Source organism: Pragia fontium (assembly GCF_900638655.1).
Lineage (GTDB): Bacteria > Pseudomonadota > Gammaproteobacteria > Enterobacterales > Enterobacteriaceae > Pragia > Pragia fontium.
Genome location: NZ_LR134531.1, coordinates 957,325 through 976,963, shown reverse-complemented (window position 1 = coordinate 976,963; position 19,639 = coordinate 957,325). Strand labels below are relative to the sequence as shown.

General features: G+C 44.8%; 16 protein-coding genes. 4 read left to right on the top strand and 12 right to left on the bottom strand.

The window, feature by feature from the left end:
• Positions 1-4: 4 nt before the first annotated feature.
• The 3 genes from EL341_RS04005 to EL341_RS03995 form a co-directional block, all read right to left on the bottom strand.
• Positions 5-1,264, bottom strand: coding sequence for a T6SS immunity protein Tli3 family protein (locus EL341_RS04005; RefSeq protein WP_126467062.1), 1,260 nt, complete (start codon positions 1,262-1,264; stop codon positions 5-7).
• Entirely contained in the window at positions 1,264-2,535 is a 1,272-nt protein-coding gene (locus tag EL341_RS04000; protein ID WP_126467060.1) for a T6SS immunity protein Tli3 family protein, read from the bottom strand. Before EL341_RS04000 ends, EL341_RS04005 begins: the two co-directional genes overlap by 1 nt.
• 94 nt (positions 2,536-2,629) lie before the next feature.
• Positions 2,630-5,626 carry a type VI secretion system Vgr family protein gene (locus tag EL341_RS03995; RefSeq protein WP_126467058.1) on the bottom strand — a complete coding sequence of 999 codons (2,997 nt, stop codon included), beginning with the start codon at positions 5,624-5,626 and terminating at the stop codon, positions 2,630-2,632.
• A gap of 701 nt (positions 5,627-6,327) precedes the next feature.
• On the opposite strand from EL341_RS03995, the gene leuA reads away from it, so the two are divergent.
• From leuA to leuD, 4 genes are read left to right on the top strand one after another with little or no spacing between them, the layout of a single operon-like run.
• Complete coding sequence (gene leuA / locus EL341_RS03990; RefSeq protein WP_074820078.1) at positions 6,328-7,881, top strand: 2-isopropylmalate synthase; 1,554 nt, start codon at positions 6,328-6,330, stop codon at positions 7,879-7,881.
• Between the two features lie 51 nt (positions 7,882-7,932).
• Positions 7,933-9,024, top strand: a complete 1,092-nt coding sequence (gene leuB / locus EL341_RS03985) for a 3-isopropylmalate dehydrogenase (RefSeq protein ID WP_126467055.1) — start codon at positions 7,933-7,935, stop codon at positions 9,022-9,024.
• Between the two features lie 2 nt (positions 9,025-9,026).
• Positions 9,027-10,427 carry a 3-isopropylmalate dehydratase large subunit gene (gene leuC, locus EL341_RS03980; protein WP_047780150.1) on the top strand — a complete coding sequence of 467 codons (1,401 nt, stop codon included), beginning with the start codon at positions 9,027-9,029 and terminating at the stop codon, positions 10,425-10,427.
• Positions 10,428-10,440: 13 nt separating this feature from the next.
• Positions 10,441-11,043, top strand: a complete 603-nt coding sequence (gene leuD / locus EL341_RS03975; RefSeq protein ID WP_074820082.1) for a 3-isopropylmalate dehydratase small subunit — start codon at positions 10,441-10,443, stop codon at positions 11,041-11,043.
• 963 nt (positions 11,044-12,006) lie between these two features.
• Here the strand turns inward: leuD and lafU are convergent.
• From lafU to EL341_RS03930, 9 genes are all read right to left on the bottom strand, one after another.
• Entirely contained in the window at positions 12,007-12,963 is a 957-nt protein-coding gene (gene lafU, locus EL341_RS03970; RefSeq protein ID WP_074820083.1) for a putative lateral flagellar export/assembly protein LafU, read from the bottom strand.
• Positions 12,963-13,826, bottom strand: a complete 864-nt coding sequence (gene motA / locus EL341_RS03965; RefSeq protein WP_047780147.1) for a flagellar motor stator protein MotA — start codon at positions 13,824-13,826, stop codon at positions 12,963-12,965. Before motA ends, lafU begins: the two co-directional genes overlap by 1 nt.
• Positions 13,827-13,838: 12 nt before the next feature.
• Positions 13,839-14,549, bottom strand: coding sequence for a FliA/WhiG family RNA polymerase sigma factor (locus EL341_RS03960; RefSeq protein WP_047782513.1), 711 nt, complete (start codon positions 14,547-14,549; stop codon positions 13,839-13,841).
• 30 nt (positions 14,550-14,579) lie between these two features.
• Entirely contained in the window at positions 14,580-15,071 is a 492-nt protein-coding gene (locus EL341_RS03955) for a flagellar basal body-associated FliL family protein (RefSeq protein ID WP_047780146.1), read from the bottom strand.
• A gap of 14 nt (positions 15,072-15,085) precedes the next feature.
• Positions 15,086-16,231, bottom strand: a complete 1,146-nt coding sequence (locus tag EL341_RS03950) for a flagellar hook-length control protein FliK (RefSeq protein ID WP_074820086.1) — start codon at positions 16,229-16,231, stop codon at positions 15,086-15,088.
• Between the two features lie 4 nt (positions 16,232-16,235).
• Positions 16,236-16,550 (bottom strand): hypothetical protein, encoded by a 315-nt coding sequence (locus tag EL341_RS03945; protein WP_047780145.1) that lies wholly within the window; start codon positions 16,548-16,550, stop codon positions 16,236-16,238.
• A complete protein-coding gene (gene fliS, locus EL341_RS03940; RefSeq protein ID WP_047780144.1) occupies positions 16,543-16,938 on the bottom strand; it encodes a flagellar export chaperone FliS in 396 nt (131 codons plus the stop codon). The genes EL341_RS03945 and fliS overlap by 8 nt, the downstream gene beginning before the upstream one ends.
• A 29-nt stretch (positions 16,939-16,967) precedes the next feature.
• Positions 16,968-18,278: a flagellar filament capping protein FliD gene (fliD, locus tag EL341_RS03935; RefSeq protein WP_047780143.1), complete on the bottom strand. Its 1,311-nt coding sequence runs from the start codon at positions 18,276-18,278 to the stop codon at positions 16,968-16,970.
• A gap of 351 nt (positions 18,279-18,629) precedes the next feature.
• On the bottom strand, positions 18,630-19,469 hold the full coding sequence (locus EL341_RS03930) for a flagellin N-terminal helical domain-containing protein (RefSeq protein ID WP_047780142.1): 840 nt from the start codon (positions 19,467-19,469) through the stop codon (positions 18,630-18,632).
• Positions 19,470-19,639 lie beyond the last annotated feature (170 nt).

Genomic DNA, 19,639 nt, shown 5'->3' with positions numbered 1-19,639 from the left:
AGCATTATTCCTTTAAGGTTGAAAGGGGTTTACACTGAGTTTCATTCCAGCCGGAAGGGGTGTTTGAATTACGAACTTTATCAATACTTAACTCATTATACGCTTTCAGGGTTCTTAACTCGGGAGTACCCCAGTTATAAATTTCAAATAATTCATGAGAACTAACATCCATAAATAAATTTATATTTCTCATTTTAAATGGCTCAATAAGGGGAGAGTATTTCGCCACTGAGATTAGTTTTCTATCAGAAACATATACATATCTATTTTTTTCTAAACGCTGATTTGATTCAGTGGATACTCGATTATCAAAATCATTTAAAATAAATAGCCCATAATCATTAATGGTAAATATAGAATAATCACTATCCATACTAATAGCTTTTGAATATTCCCATGAATCTCCATAATCATCAGAAAGATAAACAAAACCTCTATTTAATTCATTATTCGGAAATCCTAAATACTTATCATTTTCTAAAACCATTGATAACGATTCAAAGCCTCTTTCTCTTCCTTGTATATATCCCAATTTTCTTCTGAGATTTTTATCATTATAAAAAACCTCCCCATTGGTATCACAACTTTCCCCGTCCGATAAATAACTAAAATAACGTTCATTATCTATTTTATACAGCAGCTTTTCTATTTTTCTATCATCATAAACCCGCTGTCCCTGCTTATCGGCCACCATCATCGATACATCCAGGCACATCATCTTATTCCAACCAGAAGGGGTTCTTACACCGGCCATTTGCCTATCTTTATCCAGTTCTTTTTCTCTTGCTGATACTCTTTTGCCCTGCGTAAAAATATTGACGGTATTATTCCCATCAAAAGTACGCGGTTCCCAGGTTTGACCAAAATCATTGGAATAATAAAAAGGTGCTGAGGCTTGTAAATCTCGCCGTGCGGTAGGAAAGCCTAAGTGCTGCTCACCGTCGGTAAAAAAGTAGTCATAACTAGTTTTACCCTGCCCCACCCGGCTATGAATTCCGCGGGTTATATCGTGATACCAAAATTCCCCACCCCGTTCACACCGCCCCTCACTAGCAAACATGGTAAAATAGCGATTTCGGTCAATAACATAGACCAGCTTGACGGCAAAAGCCTGCTTTTTCGCTTTCTCTGCCGCCACCTGCGCTTTTTTTACGTCCTGTTGCCAGTCTAAATAATAGTTAATGCCTTTATTGAATAAAAAGACAACCGCAATAATCATCGCCACTAATAGAACGGCTTTAATAAATAGCTTAACCTTAGCCATTAGTTCTGTTCCTTTAAGGCTGAAAGGGGTTTACACTGGGTTTCAGTCCAGCCGGATGGGGTTTGTGAATGACGAATTTTATCTATACTCAGTTCCGTCAATTTCTCTATTTTTTTTAGATTAGGATTACCCCTATTGATTATTTGAAAGATCTCTTTTGTATCAACATCCATAACTAATTCTATATTTTTCATTTTGAATGGTTCGGCTATAGGTGAATATTGCGCAATCGGCAGCAGCGTCCTACCATTTACATATTCATATCTATTCTCTTCTCGACTTCGATTTGAAGTAGCAGCCATCGCGCTATGAAAATCGCTTAAAATAAAAACGCCAAAGTCATTAATAGTAAATATGGAATATATTGCATCCATACCAATAGCTCTGGAATACTCCCATGATTTTCCAAAATCATCAGAAAGATAGATAAATCCTTTATTCAATTTATTATTAGGCAATGCCAGATATTTATCATTTGATAAAATCATTGATAATGGAGAAAAACCCCATTTGTCAGCTTCTATATATCCTAACTTGCTTTTAATACCTTTATGCTTATCGTTATAAAAAATTTCCCCATTAGTAGTACAAGTTTGCCCATCGGATAAATAACTAAAATAACGTTCATTATCTATTTTATACAGTAGCTTTTCTATTTTTCTATCATCATAAACCCGCTGTCCCTGCTTATCGGCCACCATCATCGATACATCCAGGCACATCATCTTATTCCAACCAGAAGGGGTTCTTACACCGGCCATTTGCCTATCTTTATCCAGTTCTTTTTCTCTTGCTGATACTCTTTTGCCCTGCGTAAAAATATTGACGGTATTATTCCCATCAAAAGTACGCGGTTCCCAAGTTTGACCAAAATCATTGGAATAATAAAAAGGTGCTGAGGCTTGTAAATCTCGCCGTGCGGTAGGAAAGCCTAAGTGCTGCTCACCGTCGGTAAAAAAGTAATCATAACTAGTTTTACCCTGCCCCACCCGACTATGAATTCCGCGGGTTATATCGTGATACCAAAACTCTCCCCCTCGCTTACAATCGCCCTCGATAGCAAACATAGTAAAGTAGCGATTGCGGTCGATGACATAGACCAGCTTGACGGCAAAGGCCTGCTTTTTCGCTTTCTCTGCCGCCACCTGCGCTTTTTTTACGTCCTGTTGCCAGTCTAAATAATAGTTAATGCCTTTATTGAATAAAAAGACAACCGCAATAATCATCGCCACGAGCAGAACAGCTTTAATCAATAGATTAACCTTAGCCATTAATCCTGTTCCTTTAAGGCTACAAGGAGTTTAACCATCGCCATCACTGCGATAAGCCCTTTAACAAAGATCATAATGCCCCGATGATTCATCGTTACTCCTCATCCAAGCTATCCAGAAACCCTTCCCAATCAAGATGCAGGTCAATTTTCGACGGGTTTCGGTCTTCAATCTCAGGAGAAACTCCGGCCATATCGCTAGTTTCATCACGCAGCGTTCCAACATGAAACAAACTGTGAGCCATGCTGGAAATAGCCGATTCTTGCTCTAATCCACGAAAATTAAATGATTTCTTAAATCCCATGCTGCCAAAGGTTGGAAGATCCACACTTAAGCTGGTCGGCCCGTCAAATACATGAGCGGACCCTTTAATAGAAACCTGCTTAGGTGCATGAACAGAAATATTACCGTCCGCAATACGGATATACGCCCCTCCACTGGTTAGCAGGATCTCTTTTGCAGCGACCACTTCCACCCGCTCCGTCGCCGAAGTGATGCGGGTTGTTGCATTGGAAGTGAGGTTAATATCACCATCTCTGGCCTGTATCACTACATTCTCACCGGCCGTGACCAGTTCAATCCCATTTTGCTGGGCAAACAGCGTAATTGACTCAGAAGCCGCGACGTTATAATGACCCATTGCGCCAGACTCAATATTACCTCCCGCCGTGGTATGAATATCATCCGTTGCAGAAAAGTGCAGGTTATGACCACTCGCTAAGGCCATGCCATCAGGCGCACTGGCTAACAAAACCGCCCGTTGTAAATCCTGTAAGCGTTCGTTCATCAGTTGCTCTTGTTGACGAAATTCAATAGCGCGAGCTTCTGCTGCACTGGCCATTTCCGACAACAGCTTCATCTCACTCACCGCCTGTTGCAAAAGCTGAAGTGCCGGCGCCATTTCACGGCTTAATCCCTTCGCTGCTCCCTGAGCATCGGCACTGATGAACATGCCCTTAGCCGCCCTAATACTGCCCCACTCATCGGTTCTCAGCTCAAACCCTTCACCGCGCTGTTTTCTTTCTGCATCAACCAAATGCCCCATATTCAACTGAGTTTTACCGTATTCGGTCGCTACCTTGATGTGCTCTTTGCCCCGTTCATCATCCATCCGCAGTTTATTATTGGCCGGAGTACGGATGACATTACGTTTATGATTTTGTGCCGTGACCAAATCAGGATGACGGGAATCGTGCATGCCATGGGCAATATAGGGGCGATCTGGATTCCCTCCAGTAAACGCAATTGCTACTTCGGTACCATCAATCAGGGGGAAATGCATACCATAGGTTTCACCCGCATAAGGTTTGGCTAAACGCACCCATTGACTCTCTTCACCTTTCCGCCAGCTATCATTCAGGTCAAAATCCATTTTTACCCGATAGCGACCCTGCGTATCTAAATAACCATAGGTGTCGTTATCCGGGCTAGTGACTCGGGCCGGGATCGTGCCGCTAATCGTCGGCCAAGGTACAAGTGCTGGGCGATAAGGGCGTAAAATATCGTACGGTATGGCGGTAAAGTGTATGTGATAAGCCTGTTGGCGGTCGCCTTGTGTTTCAATAGCGACAATCAGCATCCCTTGAGTGACTTCACTTAAAGGGGAATTAGAAACCGTTAGGATATCACCAGGTAATAGCGCAGAGAGTGTGGTTTTACCGGTTATCGTAATCTGTTCGGTCATCCAACGCTGATGACGTAAACGGCCGTACCAACTGCCCTGCCCAACGGAAATAGGTTCATCTAAATCCCGATGATTAGCGTCACCCAAGGATAATGAACTTTCAGTATTTCCAGCCACATTCGCGACTATCCCCGATGGATAATGTATAGCCGAAACACTCTCCTCAATATCAAGCTGCTGGTTGCTAAACTGAGAGAGTAAAGTATCTTGAATATTACTATTGTTGACGGTTTCGCCCCGCTCACGATAATGTTCCCCATAGAGATATTGCTGCCCTCGGGTACTGTTATCTTTCTGTGCATTGTTACTTTCTACCACCATCCCCGACAGTGCATTGCGATAGTTATAGTCCTGAGTCAGGACACTTTGCGGCACAGTCTTACGGGCAATCGACATATCCCATACGCATTCAACACCATCGTCATACTGACCGGATGGCTGACGATAATTCGCCGATGCCCCATCCTGATACTGCTGCTCCGAATCGCCAAATACCACCACATCACAATCGTGTCTGGTATGAGTTTCAAAACGAAACCAAATACCAGAATCAGCCAATAAACGACGTATAAACGTAAGATCGCTTTCCTGCCATTGAGTAATGTACTCTTTCACCGGATAGGTATCCGTCAACTCAAAACGAAAATCGACTCCAGTCAGATCATGTTTACGCAGTATGGCTTCCACAACCTGAGGAACCGTTTTAGTCTGATAGATGGCGCACCCTTGGGTATTTGCCAACAGGGCTAAACGAGGGGAAAGAATAATTTCATAGCGTGATTCATCAGCAGACGTGGCTAATTGGCTAAACTCGGTGACAACACCATAAAAAGTACGAGATTCGCCTTCCTGACCAGTGAATGAATTAGCCATATTGCTAAATGATGAGAGAGAACTCAGTCCGGATTTAACGCTCCCCGATAATCGCCCCACCCCGTTCAAGAAACCAGAAGCTTTATCAGCAATACGAGTTACATTATTCACCGAAAAACCAGCAACTGGTGAACGAACAGCGCTACTAATTTTATCGCTGAACATACCACCAAAGGCATTAAATGCTGACATCAGTTCATTACTTAACCTGCCAGCTACGTCAGACAGAGCACTAATACTCCCCGGCGGCGCTAACACAAAAACCGCTTTTTCGCTTAATACCTGCTCCATGGTTAAACCATGTTGCGCATTAAATTGAATAACGTAACGCCAGGGTTCACTTAAATGTTCATAGCCCTGTACACTTAATACAGAAAGCGGTGAGCTTAGTCCTTCAATACTCAACTGATAACGATTGATTCCATCGCTAAGTGATGTCGGCAAGAAGTTACCCTCACCCTTGCTCCCAACGCCATAAGCCTGAAGTTGCTGCTTAAGCAGGTCTTTTCCCTTTGTTATCAGTTGATCCTTCATCCCGTCTGTCCTTAAATATTCAATACGAATAAGCTATATAAATGATTCAATAACAAGAAAGACTAATAAGCGTTTTATCTCTTAAGCAGCTTAATCCGATTTTGGAAAATTAATTATCAAATATTAACCAATAATAGAAATAAAAGTTCACAATGAATAGATAAATAACTGAAAAACATTAAAAACTAGTAAAGTTAACAGGTATAAGACTGAGGATTGTTAATTAAACATTGCCATTATCGGAGGTTAATTAAGGAATGAATTAATCTAAATTAGTAATGAAGAAGAAGAATAAAATTGAATGACTTTTGACAAAAAAATAATTAATCATAAATATACTATATATAACGAGACTATATTATTTCATATAAAATATGACCATTTACTGGTCAACCATCCTATAAGTAGACCGATCGTTTTTAACCAAAATTTCAAAATATCGTTGACAAACCAGCCATAATCCAGTATCAATTTACCCCATTGCTAATTTATGACATTAAGAGCACTGAATCACATGATTAAAACTGTTCGTCTCCTCAGCCTCCTCCTCCTCGCATCTCGTTGCGCGGCTGGCTTGTGGAACTCGAACTGATCAGATTCAGACAAAACACAAGAAACCCGCGCTGCCTGCGCGGGTTTTTTTTTGACCTCGCAGGGCGTTTCAACCCGATAAACCGGTCTAAAAGTAGAAGGAACACAATATGAGCCAGCAAGTCATTATTTTTGATACCACCCTGCGGGACGGCGAACAGGCATTACAGGCCAGTCTGAGCGTCAAAGAAAAAATGCAGATCGCGTTAGCCCTGGAGCGTATGGGCGTAGACGTGATGGAAGTCGGTTTTCCGGTTTCCTCCCCCGGTGACTTTGAATCAGTGCAAAGTATCGCTCGCCAAATTAAAAATAGCCGGGTATGTGCTTTAGCCCGCTGCGTAGATAAAGATATCGATGTAGCCGCAGAAGCATTGCGCGTAGCCGAAGCCTTCCGTATTCACGTGTTCTTAGCTACCTCCACCTTACATATTGAATCCAAGTTGAAGCGCTCTTTTGAAGATGTGATGGAAATGGCTATCCGTTCAGTGAAAAGAGCCCGTAATCACACCGATGATGTCGAATTCTCCTGTGAAGATGCAGGCCGTACCCCAATCGATAATCTGTGCCGTATTGTCGAAGCGGCTATTAATGCCGGTGCTACCACCATTAACATTCCTGATACCGTCGGCTATACCGTTCCACGTCAGTTTGGCGGCATTATCGAAAGTCTGTATCAACGCGTTCCTAACATTGATAAAGCCATTTTGTCGGTTCACTGCCATGATGACTTGGGTATGTCGGTAGCCAATTCCATTACCGCCGTTCAGGCCGGTGCTCGTCAAATAGAAGGCACCATCAACGGTATCGGCGAACGTGCCGGTAACTGTGCGCTGGAAGAAGTGATTATGGCGATAAAAGTGCGTCAGGACATCATGGGCGTGCACACCAATATCAATCATCAGGAAATTTACCGCACCAGCCAGTTAGTTAGTCAACTGTGCAATATGCCAGTACCGGCGAATAAAGCCGTGGTCGGTTCCAATGCCTATGCCCACTCTTCCGGTATTCATCAGGATGGCGTGCTGAAGAACCGTGAAACTTACGAAATCATGACGCCAGAATCCATCGGCTTCAGCCAGGTTCAGTTAAACTTAACCTCCCGCTCTGGCCGTGCCGCCGTGAAGCACCGTATGGAAGCCATGGGATATAGCGAAAATGATTACTCGCTGGACGATTTATATGCCGCCTTCCTGAAGTTGGCCGATAAGAAAGGTCAGGTATTTGATTACGATTTGGAAGCTTTAGTCTTCATTAGTAAGCAGCAGGAAGAGCAGGATCATTTTTCTTTGGACTATTTCAGCGTACAGTCAGGTACCAATCTGATGGCAACAGCCTCAGTGCGTTTAGCCTGTGGTGATGAAATCAAGTCAGAAGCAGCTACCGGTAACGGGCCAGTAGATGCCGTTTATCAAGCCGTTAACCGCATTGCTGGCTACCCGATCTCTATTGTGAAGTATCAGTTAACCGCAAAAGGTCAGGGTAAAGATGCATTAGGTCAGGTGGATATCGTGGCTGAATATGAAGGTCGCCGCTTCCACGGTGTTGGTCTGGCAACGGATATCGTTGAGTCTTCTGCCTTGGCATTAGTTCACGTATTGAACCACATTTGGCGGGCGCAGCAGGTTGAACAACAAAAACAGCGCTTGGCCCAATCAGTTGAATAATTTTAAAACACATTAGCAATAACAAAATAAATCATAAAGTATGGAGCAAATATGACGCGTTCTTATCACATTGCAGTTCTGCCCGGAGATGGCATCGGCCCAGAAGTTATGCAGCAGGCGACAAAAGTATTAGATGCGCTGCGCAAGCGCTTTAATATGGATATCACGACCAAAGAATATGATGTCGGTGGTGCTGCCATTGACCGCCACGGTATGCCGCTGCCAGCGGAAACCGTCGCAGGCTGTGAACAGGCTGATGCGATCCTGTTTGGATCGGTTGGCGGGCCAAAATGGGAGCATCTGCCCCCTACCGAACAACCAGAACGTGGCGCGTTATTACCGTTAAGAAAACACTTCCAGTTATTCAGTAACCTGCGTCCGGCTAAACTGTATCAGGGTCTGGAAGATTTCAGTCCATTAAGAAGCGATATCTCCCATAAGGGCTTTGATATCTTATGCGTACGTGAACTGACTGGCGGTATTTACTTCGGTCAACCAAAAGGCCGTGAAGGTTCCGGTCCTCAGGAAAAAGCCTTTGATACCGAAGTGTATCATCGCTTTGAAATCGAACGTATTGCTCACATCGCGTTTGAATCGGCCCGTAAACGCCGCCATAAAGTGACGTCTATCGATAAGTCAAACGTACTGCAAAGCTCCATCTTATGGCGTGAAGTGGTCAGTGAAGTGGCCAAGCAATATCCAGACGTAGCCCTGAATCATATGTATATCGACAACGCCACCATGCAAATGGTGAAAGAGCCATCTCAGTTCGATGTGGTGTTATGCTCTAACCTGTTTGGCGATATTCTGTCCGATGAATGTGCCATGATCACCGGCTCGATGGGAATGCTGCCGTCTGCCAGCCTGAACGAAAAAGGTTTTGGCTTATACGAGCCTGCTGGTGGTTCCGCTCCGGATATTGCTGGAAAAGACATTGCTAACCCAATTGCCCAAATTCTTTCTCTGTGCTTATTACTGCGCTACAGCCTGAATGCCGGTGATGCTGCCGACGCCGTTGAAAAAGCCATTAATCAGGCATTAGAACAGGGTTACCGTACCTCTGACTTAGCAGGTAATGGTAAATCCGTCAGTACCAGTCAAATGGGCGATATCATCGCTCAGTTCGTTGCACAGGGGGCATAACCATGGCCAAGACACTGTACCAAAAATTATACGATGCTCATGTGGTTTACGAAGCACCTAATGAAACACCGCTGCTGTATATTGACCGTCACTTAGTCCATGAAGTGACGTCGCCGCAGGCCTTCGATGGCTTGCGTGCGATGAAGCGCCCAGTGCGTCAGCCGGGTAAAACCTTCGCCACCATGGATCATAACGTCTCTACTCAAACTAAAGACATTAATGCCTGCGGCGAGATGGCACGAATTCAGATGCAGGAGTTAATGAAAAACTGCAAAGAGTTCAATGTCTCCCTATACGATTTGAATCACCCTTATCAGGGCATTGTTCACGTAATCGGGCCTGAACAAGGGATGACGCTGCCGGGCATGACCATTGTTTGTGGTGACTCCCATACCGCCACTCACGGCGCTTTTGGTTCTTTGGCATTCGGTATCGGTACCTCAGAAGTTGAGCATGTACTGGCAACCCAAACGCTGAAGCAGTCGCGCGCCAAGACCATGAAAATTGAGGTTCAGGGCGATGTCGCTACCGGCATCACCGCGAAAGATATCGTTTTAGCCATCATCGGTAAAATCGGCCACGCTGGCGGTACCGGCTATGTGGTGGAATTCTGCGGTAACGCGATAGAAGCCTTATCCATGGAAGGTCGAATGACCTTATGTAATATGGCGATCGAGATGGGCGCTAAAGCCGGTCTGGTTGCACCTGATGACATCACCTTCAACTATGTTAAAGGTCGTCAGTTTGCTCCTAAAGCAGATCAGTGGGATGAAGCGGTCGCTTACTGGCGCACCCTGAAATCAGATGACGGTGCCAAATTTGATGCGGTAATCAGCTTAAATGCTGCTGATATCGCACCACAGGTAACCTGGGGTACTAACCCCGGTCAGGTTATGGCGATTGATCAAGTCATTCCTGAACCCGCCTCTTTCACCGATCCGGTAGAGCGCGCTTCAGCAGAAAAAGCGTTAGCCTATATGGATCTGAAAGCCGGTACCAAATTAACCGATGTCGCCATTGATAAAGTATTTATCGGTTCATGCACTAACTCGCGTATTGAAGATTTACGCGCAGCGGCAGAAGTCGCCAAAGGCCGCAAAGTCGCCCCTGGCGTGGTCGCTATGGTGGTACCTGGCTCTGGCCCGGTTAAAGCGCAAGCTGAAGAAGAAGGTTTGGATAAGATCTTTATTGAAGCGGGCTTTGAGTGGCGTTTACCTGGTTGTTCTATGTGCTTAGCCATGAATAATGACCGCTTAAACCCAGGTGAGCGCTGTGCTTCAACCAGTAACCGTAACTTTGAAGGCCGTCAGGGCCGCGGTGGCCGTACTCATTTAGTGAGCCCGGCGATGGCAGCCGCCGCTGCCGTCAGCGGTCACTTTGCCGATATCCGTAAGCTGAGCTAAGGAGACACCCAGCATGACTAAATTTACTCAACATACCGGCATTGTGGTTCCGTTAGATGCAGCAAACGTTGATACTGACGCCATTATTCCGAAACAGTTTTTGCAGAAAGTTACCCGCACCGGTTTCGGCCAGCATTTGTTTAACGACTGGCGCTTTTTAGACGATGCCGGCCAGCAGCCGAATCCTGACTTTGTGTTGAACAAACCACGTTACAAAGGCGCTTCGATTCTGCTAACCCGTGAAAACTTTGGCTGTGGTTCATCCCGTGAGCATGCGCCATGGGCCTTGACCGATTATGGTTTTAAAGTAGTTATCGCGCCAAGCTTCGCCGATATCTTCTACGGTAACTCATTTAACAACCAGCTGTTGCCGGTGATTCTGAGCGAAACCGAAATTGATGAACTGTTTAATCTGGTGGCAAGTCAGGAAGGAGTCGAGTTTACGGTTGATCTGGAAAACCAAGCGGTTATGGCCGGCGGTAAGCGTTATGCATTCAATATTGATGCATTCCGTAAACACTGCATGATTAACGGTCTGGACAGCATTGGCTTAACCCTGCAACACGGTGATGCTATCGCCGCCTATGAAGCTAAACAACCGGCGTTTTTGCGTTGATGGTTTGATTAAGGTATTTCTCCCTTACTGTCATCCCAATTCTCGTCATCCCAATTATCCCCGCGAAAGCGGGGATCTCATCTTTAAGCCAAACATTGTCATTAAGCTAAAACCCGGATGCTGGTTTTCACCAGCATGACGAAGGGTACTGAGTAGGTTATATCGGCAATATTAATGCCGTCATCCTCACGAAAGCGGGAACGCGTAGCCGCAGGCGAAGCTAACATTCACATAGTGAATGGCCCGAAGGGGGAGCGCAGCGAATCATCTCATCTTTAAGCCAAACGTTGTCATTAAGCTAAACCTGGATGCTGGTTATCACCAGCATGACGAAGGGTACTGAGTAGGCCATATTGATAATATTAATGCCGTCATCCTCGCGAAAGCGCTGAGGAATCCCCACAAATTTTTTCTTTGGGGATTCAAAGGATTAAAGTGGGTGTTTTGTGAGCGATTTGTTCCACTTATTAGTGACTCAGTCAGAATATGATCGCATTCCCCCCCTTCGTCATTCCGGTGAAAACCGGAACGCGTAGCCGCAGGCGTAGCAAACATTCGCATAGCGAATGGCCCGAAGGGGAGCGCAGCGAATCATCTAATGTTTTCGCTTAACGACAACGCTTGGCTTAAGAACGAGATCCCCGCTTTCGCGGGGATGACGGTATAAATGTGGGAATGACAATATAAATCATAGTTAAGAATTCATGTTTATTTTTCTGGGGATTCCTCAGCGCGAAAGTGGGAATGCGTAGCCATAGATTTTCACTGGAATGACGTAGGGGAGTCGCCAACGGCGACCTGGATTCGGGGCGAAGGCGTGGGAGTGCAGAGGGCGTTCGCCTAACGCCCTCTTCTCGGCCACGTGCACCTACGTTGATTAATGCTCTGCACTGATAGTGGACGAAACTTTCGCTGTCATTAAGCTTAACTGACAAGCATTAGGACTAAATGCCCCCATTAACATTAACCTGCGGCATTCTGCGTAAGTTTATCCGCCGCTGGCTTCACCACTTTCTCACCGTGATCGCCAAAGAACTGATACAGGGCATCCGCCGCACTTTTGGTCAGAACCATAATTTCAATTCTGCGGTTCTGTGCACCGTCAGGATCGTTTTTATCCAGCAGCATCTGAGAAGACATGGCATTAACTTGCAGCACTTTGCTTTCGTCCAGACCACTTTTCTCTAACACTCTCCGTGCTTCCAGCGCCCGGTCACCGGACAGATTCCAGTTATTATAATTTTCTCGGCTCTTATAAGGCACCGCATCGGTATGGCCGGTGATAATCATTGGATTATCAATTTCATTAAACACCGGGCCAAGCTGCATCAGCAAGTCATTAAAAAAAGGTGATAAGTGCGCACTACCGCGCTGGAACATTTCCCGAGAATTATCATCCTGAATTAAAATACGTAACCCCTGCGGCACAATTTCAATATTCAGGTTAGAGCCAGCGTCCAACGCCTCGGTGATTTTTAAAATCACCCGAGCCAGTTCTTCCATTTCCATTTTGGAGTTATTTAAAGCTGCCGCCAAAGAAACCCGAGGATTAGGAATCTGTGGTAATGGTGGCTGAATCGAACGATGGGGAGCAATATTTGAGGTTTTCTCTAGCGGAATCGTTCCCGAACTCACCGGCGCTCTCACCGGCATCGGCTTCGCGGGTAAACCATCAAATGAACTAATCGGTGAAAAAGGATTACCGTCAAAAATGGAATGACGGTTAAGCATAGAAACAATTTCTTCACGCTCTTCCTGAGACACTGAGTTAACAATCCACAGCACCATAAACAGCGCCATCATTGCCAACGTAAAATCAGCAAAGGCCACTTTCCATGCGCCGGTATGCAGCGCATGATGCCCACGTTTAGACGAACGTTTAATTATCGTGGTATGACCCGACTTTCCAGCCCTCTTCATTATGCCGCTTCCATCATCTCATTAACCCAGGCATCCAGCTTGGCAAAGGTCGGTTTAGTATCTAACGGCAGCATTTTGCGTCCGGCATCCACCGCCAACAACGTTGGCTTACCGGCAACGTGATTGACTAATACGGTACGAACACATTCCAACAGTGAAAGCTGAATACGTGAGCGCTGCTCCATTGCATTAGATAATGGATCTAACAGACAATAACTAAAAAATACGCCGAGGAAAGTTCCCACCAGTGCAGCAGCAACTTTTAAACCGATAACCGCAATGGAACCATCGATAGACTGCATGGTAATAATAATACCCAAAACCGCAGCACAGATACCAAATCCAGGCATCGCTTCAGCAATACGCTGCATTGAACGGGAAGGAATTAAAATTTCATCTTCAACCGCTTCAATTTCCTGCTCAAGGATCCCTTCAAGCTCATGCTCATTAATTTTGCCCATCGCCATCAGTCGGAAGTTATCTGATACGAAGGTCATCAATTTTTTATCTTTAAGCAGTAAAGGGTAACGCTGAAATAAAGTACTCTCTTCCGGTACTTCAATATGTTGATCCAGTACTTTTAAGCCGCCATCCTGTACCATTTCCAGCAGCTCATACAGCATCATTAGTAACTGACGTTGAAATTCTGCGGTATATTCGCTTTTCTTAAATGAGGCTTTACTCTGAGCAAAAATCTCTTTTAGCACATGCTTCGGGTTAGCAATCACCAAAGCACCAAATCCAGCGCCCAAAATAATAATAATTTCAGCAGGCTGCCATATCGAAACAATTTTACCACCGGCGGCAACATATCCACCAAAAACGCAACCAAATACAATTAGCATGCCTAATAATTTCTGCATAACTTCCTCAAACTAGAAAAAACACTTAATTTTTTCAGAAATTTTCTTGTTCATCTGACAGATACGCGCTTCAGTCAGGTCCATAACCAATGCAATTTCTTTTAAACTCATCTCTTCCTGATAGTAGAGACTCAAAATCACTTTCTCACGCTCATCCAGCGACTTAATCGCCGTGGCTAACATTCTCCGGGCGATCTCTTCATCTTCAATAGAACGGCTTTGCAATACGTCCGTCTGAGATTCTGGCATCAACAATTCATCCAGACTCTCCATTGCTCTGGCACTATCCAGCAGCAAATATTCTTGATATTCCTCAGCGGAAATGCCCAGTGCCTGAGAAATTTCGTCAAAATTGGGTTCTTTACCCAGCTTTTTAGTCAGTTCACGAATCGCATCATTTAACTTATGCGTTTTCTGACGTAAACGCCGTGGCCGCCAGTCAAGCTGACGCAGTTCATCCAATATTGCCCCTCTGACCCGATGAATCGCATAAGCGGCAAACTGCTCATCTGGCGGACCGTAACGTCTTAAACAGTCCAATAATCCCATTAGCGCAATTTGTTCCATATCCTGACGATCCATAACGCTACTGGCCTGAAATGCCAGCTGGTTCACCGTGCGCTTGACCAGAGGTAGGTAGCTTTTCAGATGTGCCTCCTCTTCCTGCGCACTCATCAGAGCGACATCTTGAAACTCCGCTATCCCATGCGTTGTAGTATGCATTTCGCTCATTACTCCGTATCCAGTTCCCCGCTATTGGAAAACCATTTTGCTGATCAATACGTCATTGAATGTGACTGTCATATTCAGGCCCTTATAGGCCTTCTGATACTCAGCCAACAACTTTTTTCTTAAGTCCGATACGTTGGTGTTACGAATATCGGAGTACTTCATATTGGTCAGCAGGTTCACCGTTGAGCTCTGTATTAAAGGTATAGCACTTTCAATTTTTTTCACACTGTCGGTATCTTTGGCCGTCAACGCTAAATCCAGTAACAAATAGTGTTCATATCCGCTGGCGTTATTACCGGATAAATCAGAATTCAAAGTGATAACAATATTTTTAATGGTGACGAAGTGAACCTCAGTTTCCTTTTCTTTGGAGGAAAACAGGCTGCTAATACCGGATCCTTCCTTATCTTGTTCTTTTGTCGCCATACCATTACCGGCAAAGAACATGACGCATCCCGTTAAAGAGGCGCTAAAAATCGCTACAATTAAGGCCAGTACTATATTTTTTTTCATCCGCTCAAAATCCCTTAAGCTGTCGTTAAGATGGTGTCATCTTTCGGTTTTGCTGACTCTTCAGCCTCGGACTGTTTGGCAATTTCAGGTTCCTGAGGCTGCCCATTCGCTTGGCGATGCTGCCCCTGCTGTTGCTGCTGTCCATTTGAGGTAATTTGTACGCTAACCTGAGTAAAATTTTGTTCAACCAGAGTCTGTCTCAACTCATGGCTAATTTGTTGCAGCGCCTTATAGATATCATTCTGATTGGCATTGATCTGCACTTGCAGCTTGCCGCCGTCCATATGAAGCGAAATATCAATCTTGCCCATATCCGGTGGATCAAGGCGAATAGTGGCGTGCTGAATTCGATTATCGCTCTGGATTTGTAACCTATCGCTTAATACTGAATGCAGCTGCTGCGACCAATTTTCCTGTCTTGGCTGCATCTTTACCGTAGACCAGTTAGCAGTACGCTCAACCGTCTGGTCTTCCGTTGATAAACTATTTGGCAACCCCGTCATTATTGACGCCAGAGATGTCGATGACGATGCTGATGACACCGTCGATGAACCTTCGGTCTTGTCCAGCAGCGATCTCACCATCGTCAATGGTGTCGTTGTTGCCGCAACTTCAGGTTGAGTGTTCTCAGTGCGTAACATCGGCGTCGGATTCAGTAACTCGGTCAAATTGACGTTTGCCGCAGGCATCGCCGGACCTTGAGCCACCAGTCCATTATTTAACAATAAACTTTGTCTCATCTCCGGTGTTATCACCGGCGTCGCCCCGTTCATTGGCGTAGTTTGCTTTACCGATGCGTCTTGCGGCTGAGCATTGACATCCCCCGTCTTCGGCTTGGGAACTTCACCATTCACCAGATAGGCCAACAATGCCGCAATACCTTCCTGAGGATTACCTGCAGACAGATTCTCCAACAGCAACGCAGGATCGATTTGCACTTCACTACCAGACTCCGGTAGCGTTAAATCCGAGTTTTTATCGGCCATTTCATTGACGTGCGCGGTTAATGCCGGCAATAAATCCGTCAGTGAGAATGTCGCTCCATCCTGCCCTTGACTAGCGCTGGATAATAAGCCCATCAGATTCTCCAGTGGACTTGCCTGTGCCGAGGATTGTCCTGACGCAGGAGAAGAAAACTGGGCAAAAGAGTTAATATTCATTTAGCTACTCTTCCTCATGAAATCCAACCGAGGCGTAGGCTGCCATGCCCTCGCGATTACTCCGATGATGCCGCATTTTGCTTTCGAGTATGACTTGTTCACGACGACAATATTCGATAGTTTTCAAATGCAACTGCTGGAGGCGCTTAAGCGCTTCCAGCGTTTCAGGTGAGAGATCATCCCGCTGACGAAATGTCAGTAATAACTGAGCCACTTTCTGATCAACTTCAAGCAATCGAACCCATTGATGCAGCGAAGCTACGCGCTTTAATTCAATACCTAACTCGCGAATGGCGTTAACCTCATTAACCTCATTCACTTTTGGTACCCAGATTCTTCCAGCCATCGTGGATATTGGCCAAAATAGCTTCAACTTCTTCAATTTGAGTAATTGACAGCTTATCGCTGGCATCGTACAGACGATAAACGCTGTAATCGTACAAGCGGGCTAAATTAATAGACAGCTCGCCGCCTTTTTCAAAATCCAACGCACTGGTTAAGGCGTTCAGAATATCAATACATTTATTGATACTGTGAGCCTTACGCTCATAGCGCTTAGCTTCAATATGGCTTTTTGCCCGCACTAATTCATCCATTAGGCCGTCAAAAAGCATAATCACTAATTGATAAGGCGTTGCCGCTGCCGCTTGCATTGCCAAATCGGATTCCTGATACAGCGAGTATCCATCTGTTTGATTGCTATACATAATTGTCCTTATTTAACTCACCAGCCGGTCTATTTTGTTGTGGTAAACATACTCAACGTTGAGTTCATTTGTGCCATAACTTTCTGTAACTGACTGAATTGCTTAAGATAGCGGCTATATGATGTGTTATAGCGCGTTTCAATCAAGGCTTCGCGATCGGTCAACTGGCTCTCTTTACGATCCAGCGTTTCCTGACGCATTTTCAGTTCGCCTTTAGAAGAACTGAGGTAGCCATCCATTAATTTATCAACACCTTTAATCAGCCCATCGTTGCCGTTAAAGAAATTGGTCAATGCGGCAGGCTCTGACTTAAGGAGTTTGCTGAATTTATCGCTATCCAGTTTCAACTTACCTTCACGATCGGCGGTAATACCAAACTCAGTTAACTGATGACCGCCAAAGTCAGCGCGGATAATGCTGTTCAACTGGCGTTCCAGCGCCATAATGCCCGAGTCACCGGCAAAAGGACCGCGATCTGAACGGTTGCCACCACTCTTAGTCAGCGTACCTAAATCCGTCGCCAGCTTGTTATAGGCGTCGATAAAAGACTGCATCTTCTCTTTGGTCACCGTATCATCGGTGCCAACATTGATTCTTAGTGCAGCATCACCAGGCTTACTCGCCTGATTAAACTCAAGCGTTACACCTTGGATCAGGTTGGTGAAGGTATTGGAGTCATTGGTAACTTTAATACCTTTACCCTCTTCACCAATCCACACCTCGGCATCTTGAGCCTTAGTAATTTCAGTTTCTTGAGCGTTAACAAATGCACTACCGCTCATCGTTACATCAATTTGGTTTTTCGCTCCGGTTTCATCGCTGCTTAACATCAGCGAAATCTCACCATTAGAGCGGATAACGGAAGCGGTCATTCCTGGATTATCATCATTACCGTTAATGGCTACAGCTAGCTCTTCAATACTGTTGATATCGGTCATATCAATATCAAGCTGCTTACCATTCATCGACAGAGAAAGCGTTCCGCTACCGTTGGCAATATCATCATCGGTGATGTTAGTCAGCGCCGACTGATGTGCACTTGCCAGTTGTGAAACAAAAAAGGAGTAGTTGCCTTTAGCCGCGTTTGAATTGGTGGTGATATTCGCCATCCCTTCAACACTGGCCTTTGCCGAAGTCTGCAACATACCGTTATTAGTTTTATTTAGATCGTTCATTGCGGTACGGAAATCACTTAACGATGTTCTTAGTGATTTCAAAGCAGCCTGTTGAGAAGCCAGCTGTTTTTGTTGTGATACAAGTTGCGTCTTCATCGTCAAGATGTCGTAATACGCAAGTTTCTCAGCGGTACCCTGTGGATCTAAATTTAAAAAATCTGACATACACCTTCTCCTCTCTTCTTATCTAGCAAGTTCCATGCCAAAAAATAATTCGTTATAAAACAAATCAATAAACAAGATGCGGAAGGAAACCTTCCTTTTCGACCATTGGGAAATAGACCGTATTCTTCCGCTATTTCCCCATGCCTAACGGATTAAGACCATTAGCACCTTGGTTATGGCGTAATCCCACTAATCTAGAGCGGTACAAAACAGTGAAAACTTAATAACAAATAGAAAATATGTAGGATGAAATAATTTAGATGGGAAAAGTGTCAGATTAAGGCGGAATTGAGAGGTAAAAAAAACACCGCCATAAAGGCAGTGTTTTTATCTATACATTCTGTGGGAAAATTATCCCAGCAGTGACATAACCATACCAGACATGCTGTTAGACTGCTTCAGCATTGACATGCTGGTTTGTGCTAACATTTGGTTACGGCTCATGTTAGAAGCTTCAGAAGCGAAGTCTGCATCCATGATGTTACCGATAGCTACGTTAGTGTTGTCTTTCATGTTAGACAGGTTGTTCGCTGTGTGGCCCAGACGGTTAATGTTGGCACCCAGAGTAGAACGAACACCACTCACGTTATCTAATGCAGTATTGATGGTATCAATCATGCCGTTTGCTTTGTCTGCAACACTGATATCAGCTGCACCAACGGTGGTTTTTAGCTCAGTATCCAGCGCTGTTAATTTAGTGCTTAAGTCTAATGTCATAGTTTCGGTAGAGCTTGCACCGATTTGGAACTTAACTTCAGCGCCTAACTTTTTGTCACCAAACAGCTTGTCGCCGCTGTAGCTGGTGTTTTCCATGATGTTACCCAGTTCTTTACCTAACTCGGCGAATTCAGACTGCATAGAAGTTAAGTCTTTTGCGGTGTTAGTGCCGTTTGCTGCCTGGGTAGACAGATCTTTCATACGGTGCAGGATGTTAGTCACTTCATCGAACGCACCTTCAGCTGTTTGCAGCATTGCTGTTGCATCAGAAATGTTACGTTGAGCAACGCCCATACCGTTTGACTGTGCTTGAAGACGAGTCGCAATTTGCAGACCAGCAGCATCATCAGCGGCTGAGTTAATACGTTTACCGGTACCTAAACGTTCCATAGCGGTGCTCAGTGCGCCGTTAGATTTGTTCAGAGAGTTGGTAGAAGCCATTGCAGAAGCGTTAGTGAAAATTGATAGTGCCATTATATTATCTCCTAAATATAAACCTGTTTTTCTATCCGTTGTGGTTAGTACTTAATATAAACGACACAATCAATCGTAATATTAAGTCCTCCAGTCACTTTTTTTATTCTTTTTTGCTAAATAATTTTATTAGCAATGAAATATCAGAGATAACGCCCATATCCGGGCGT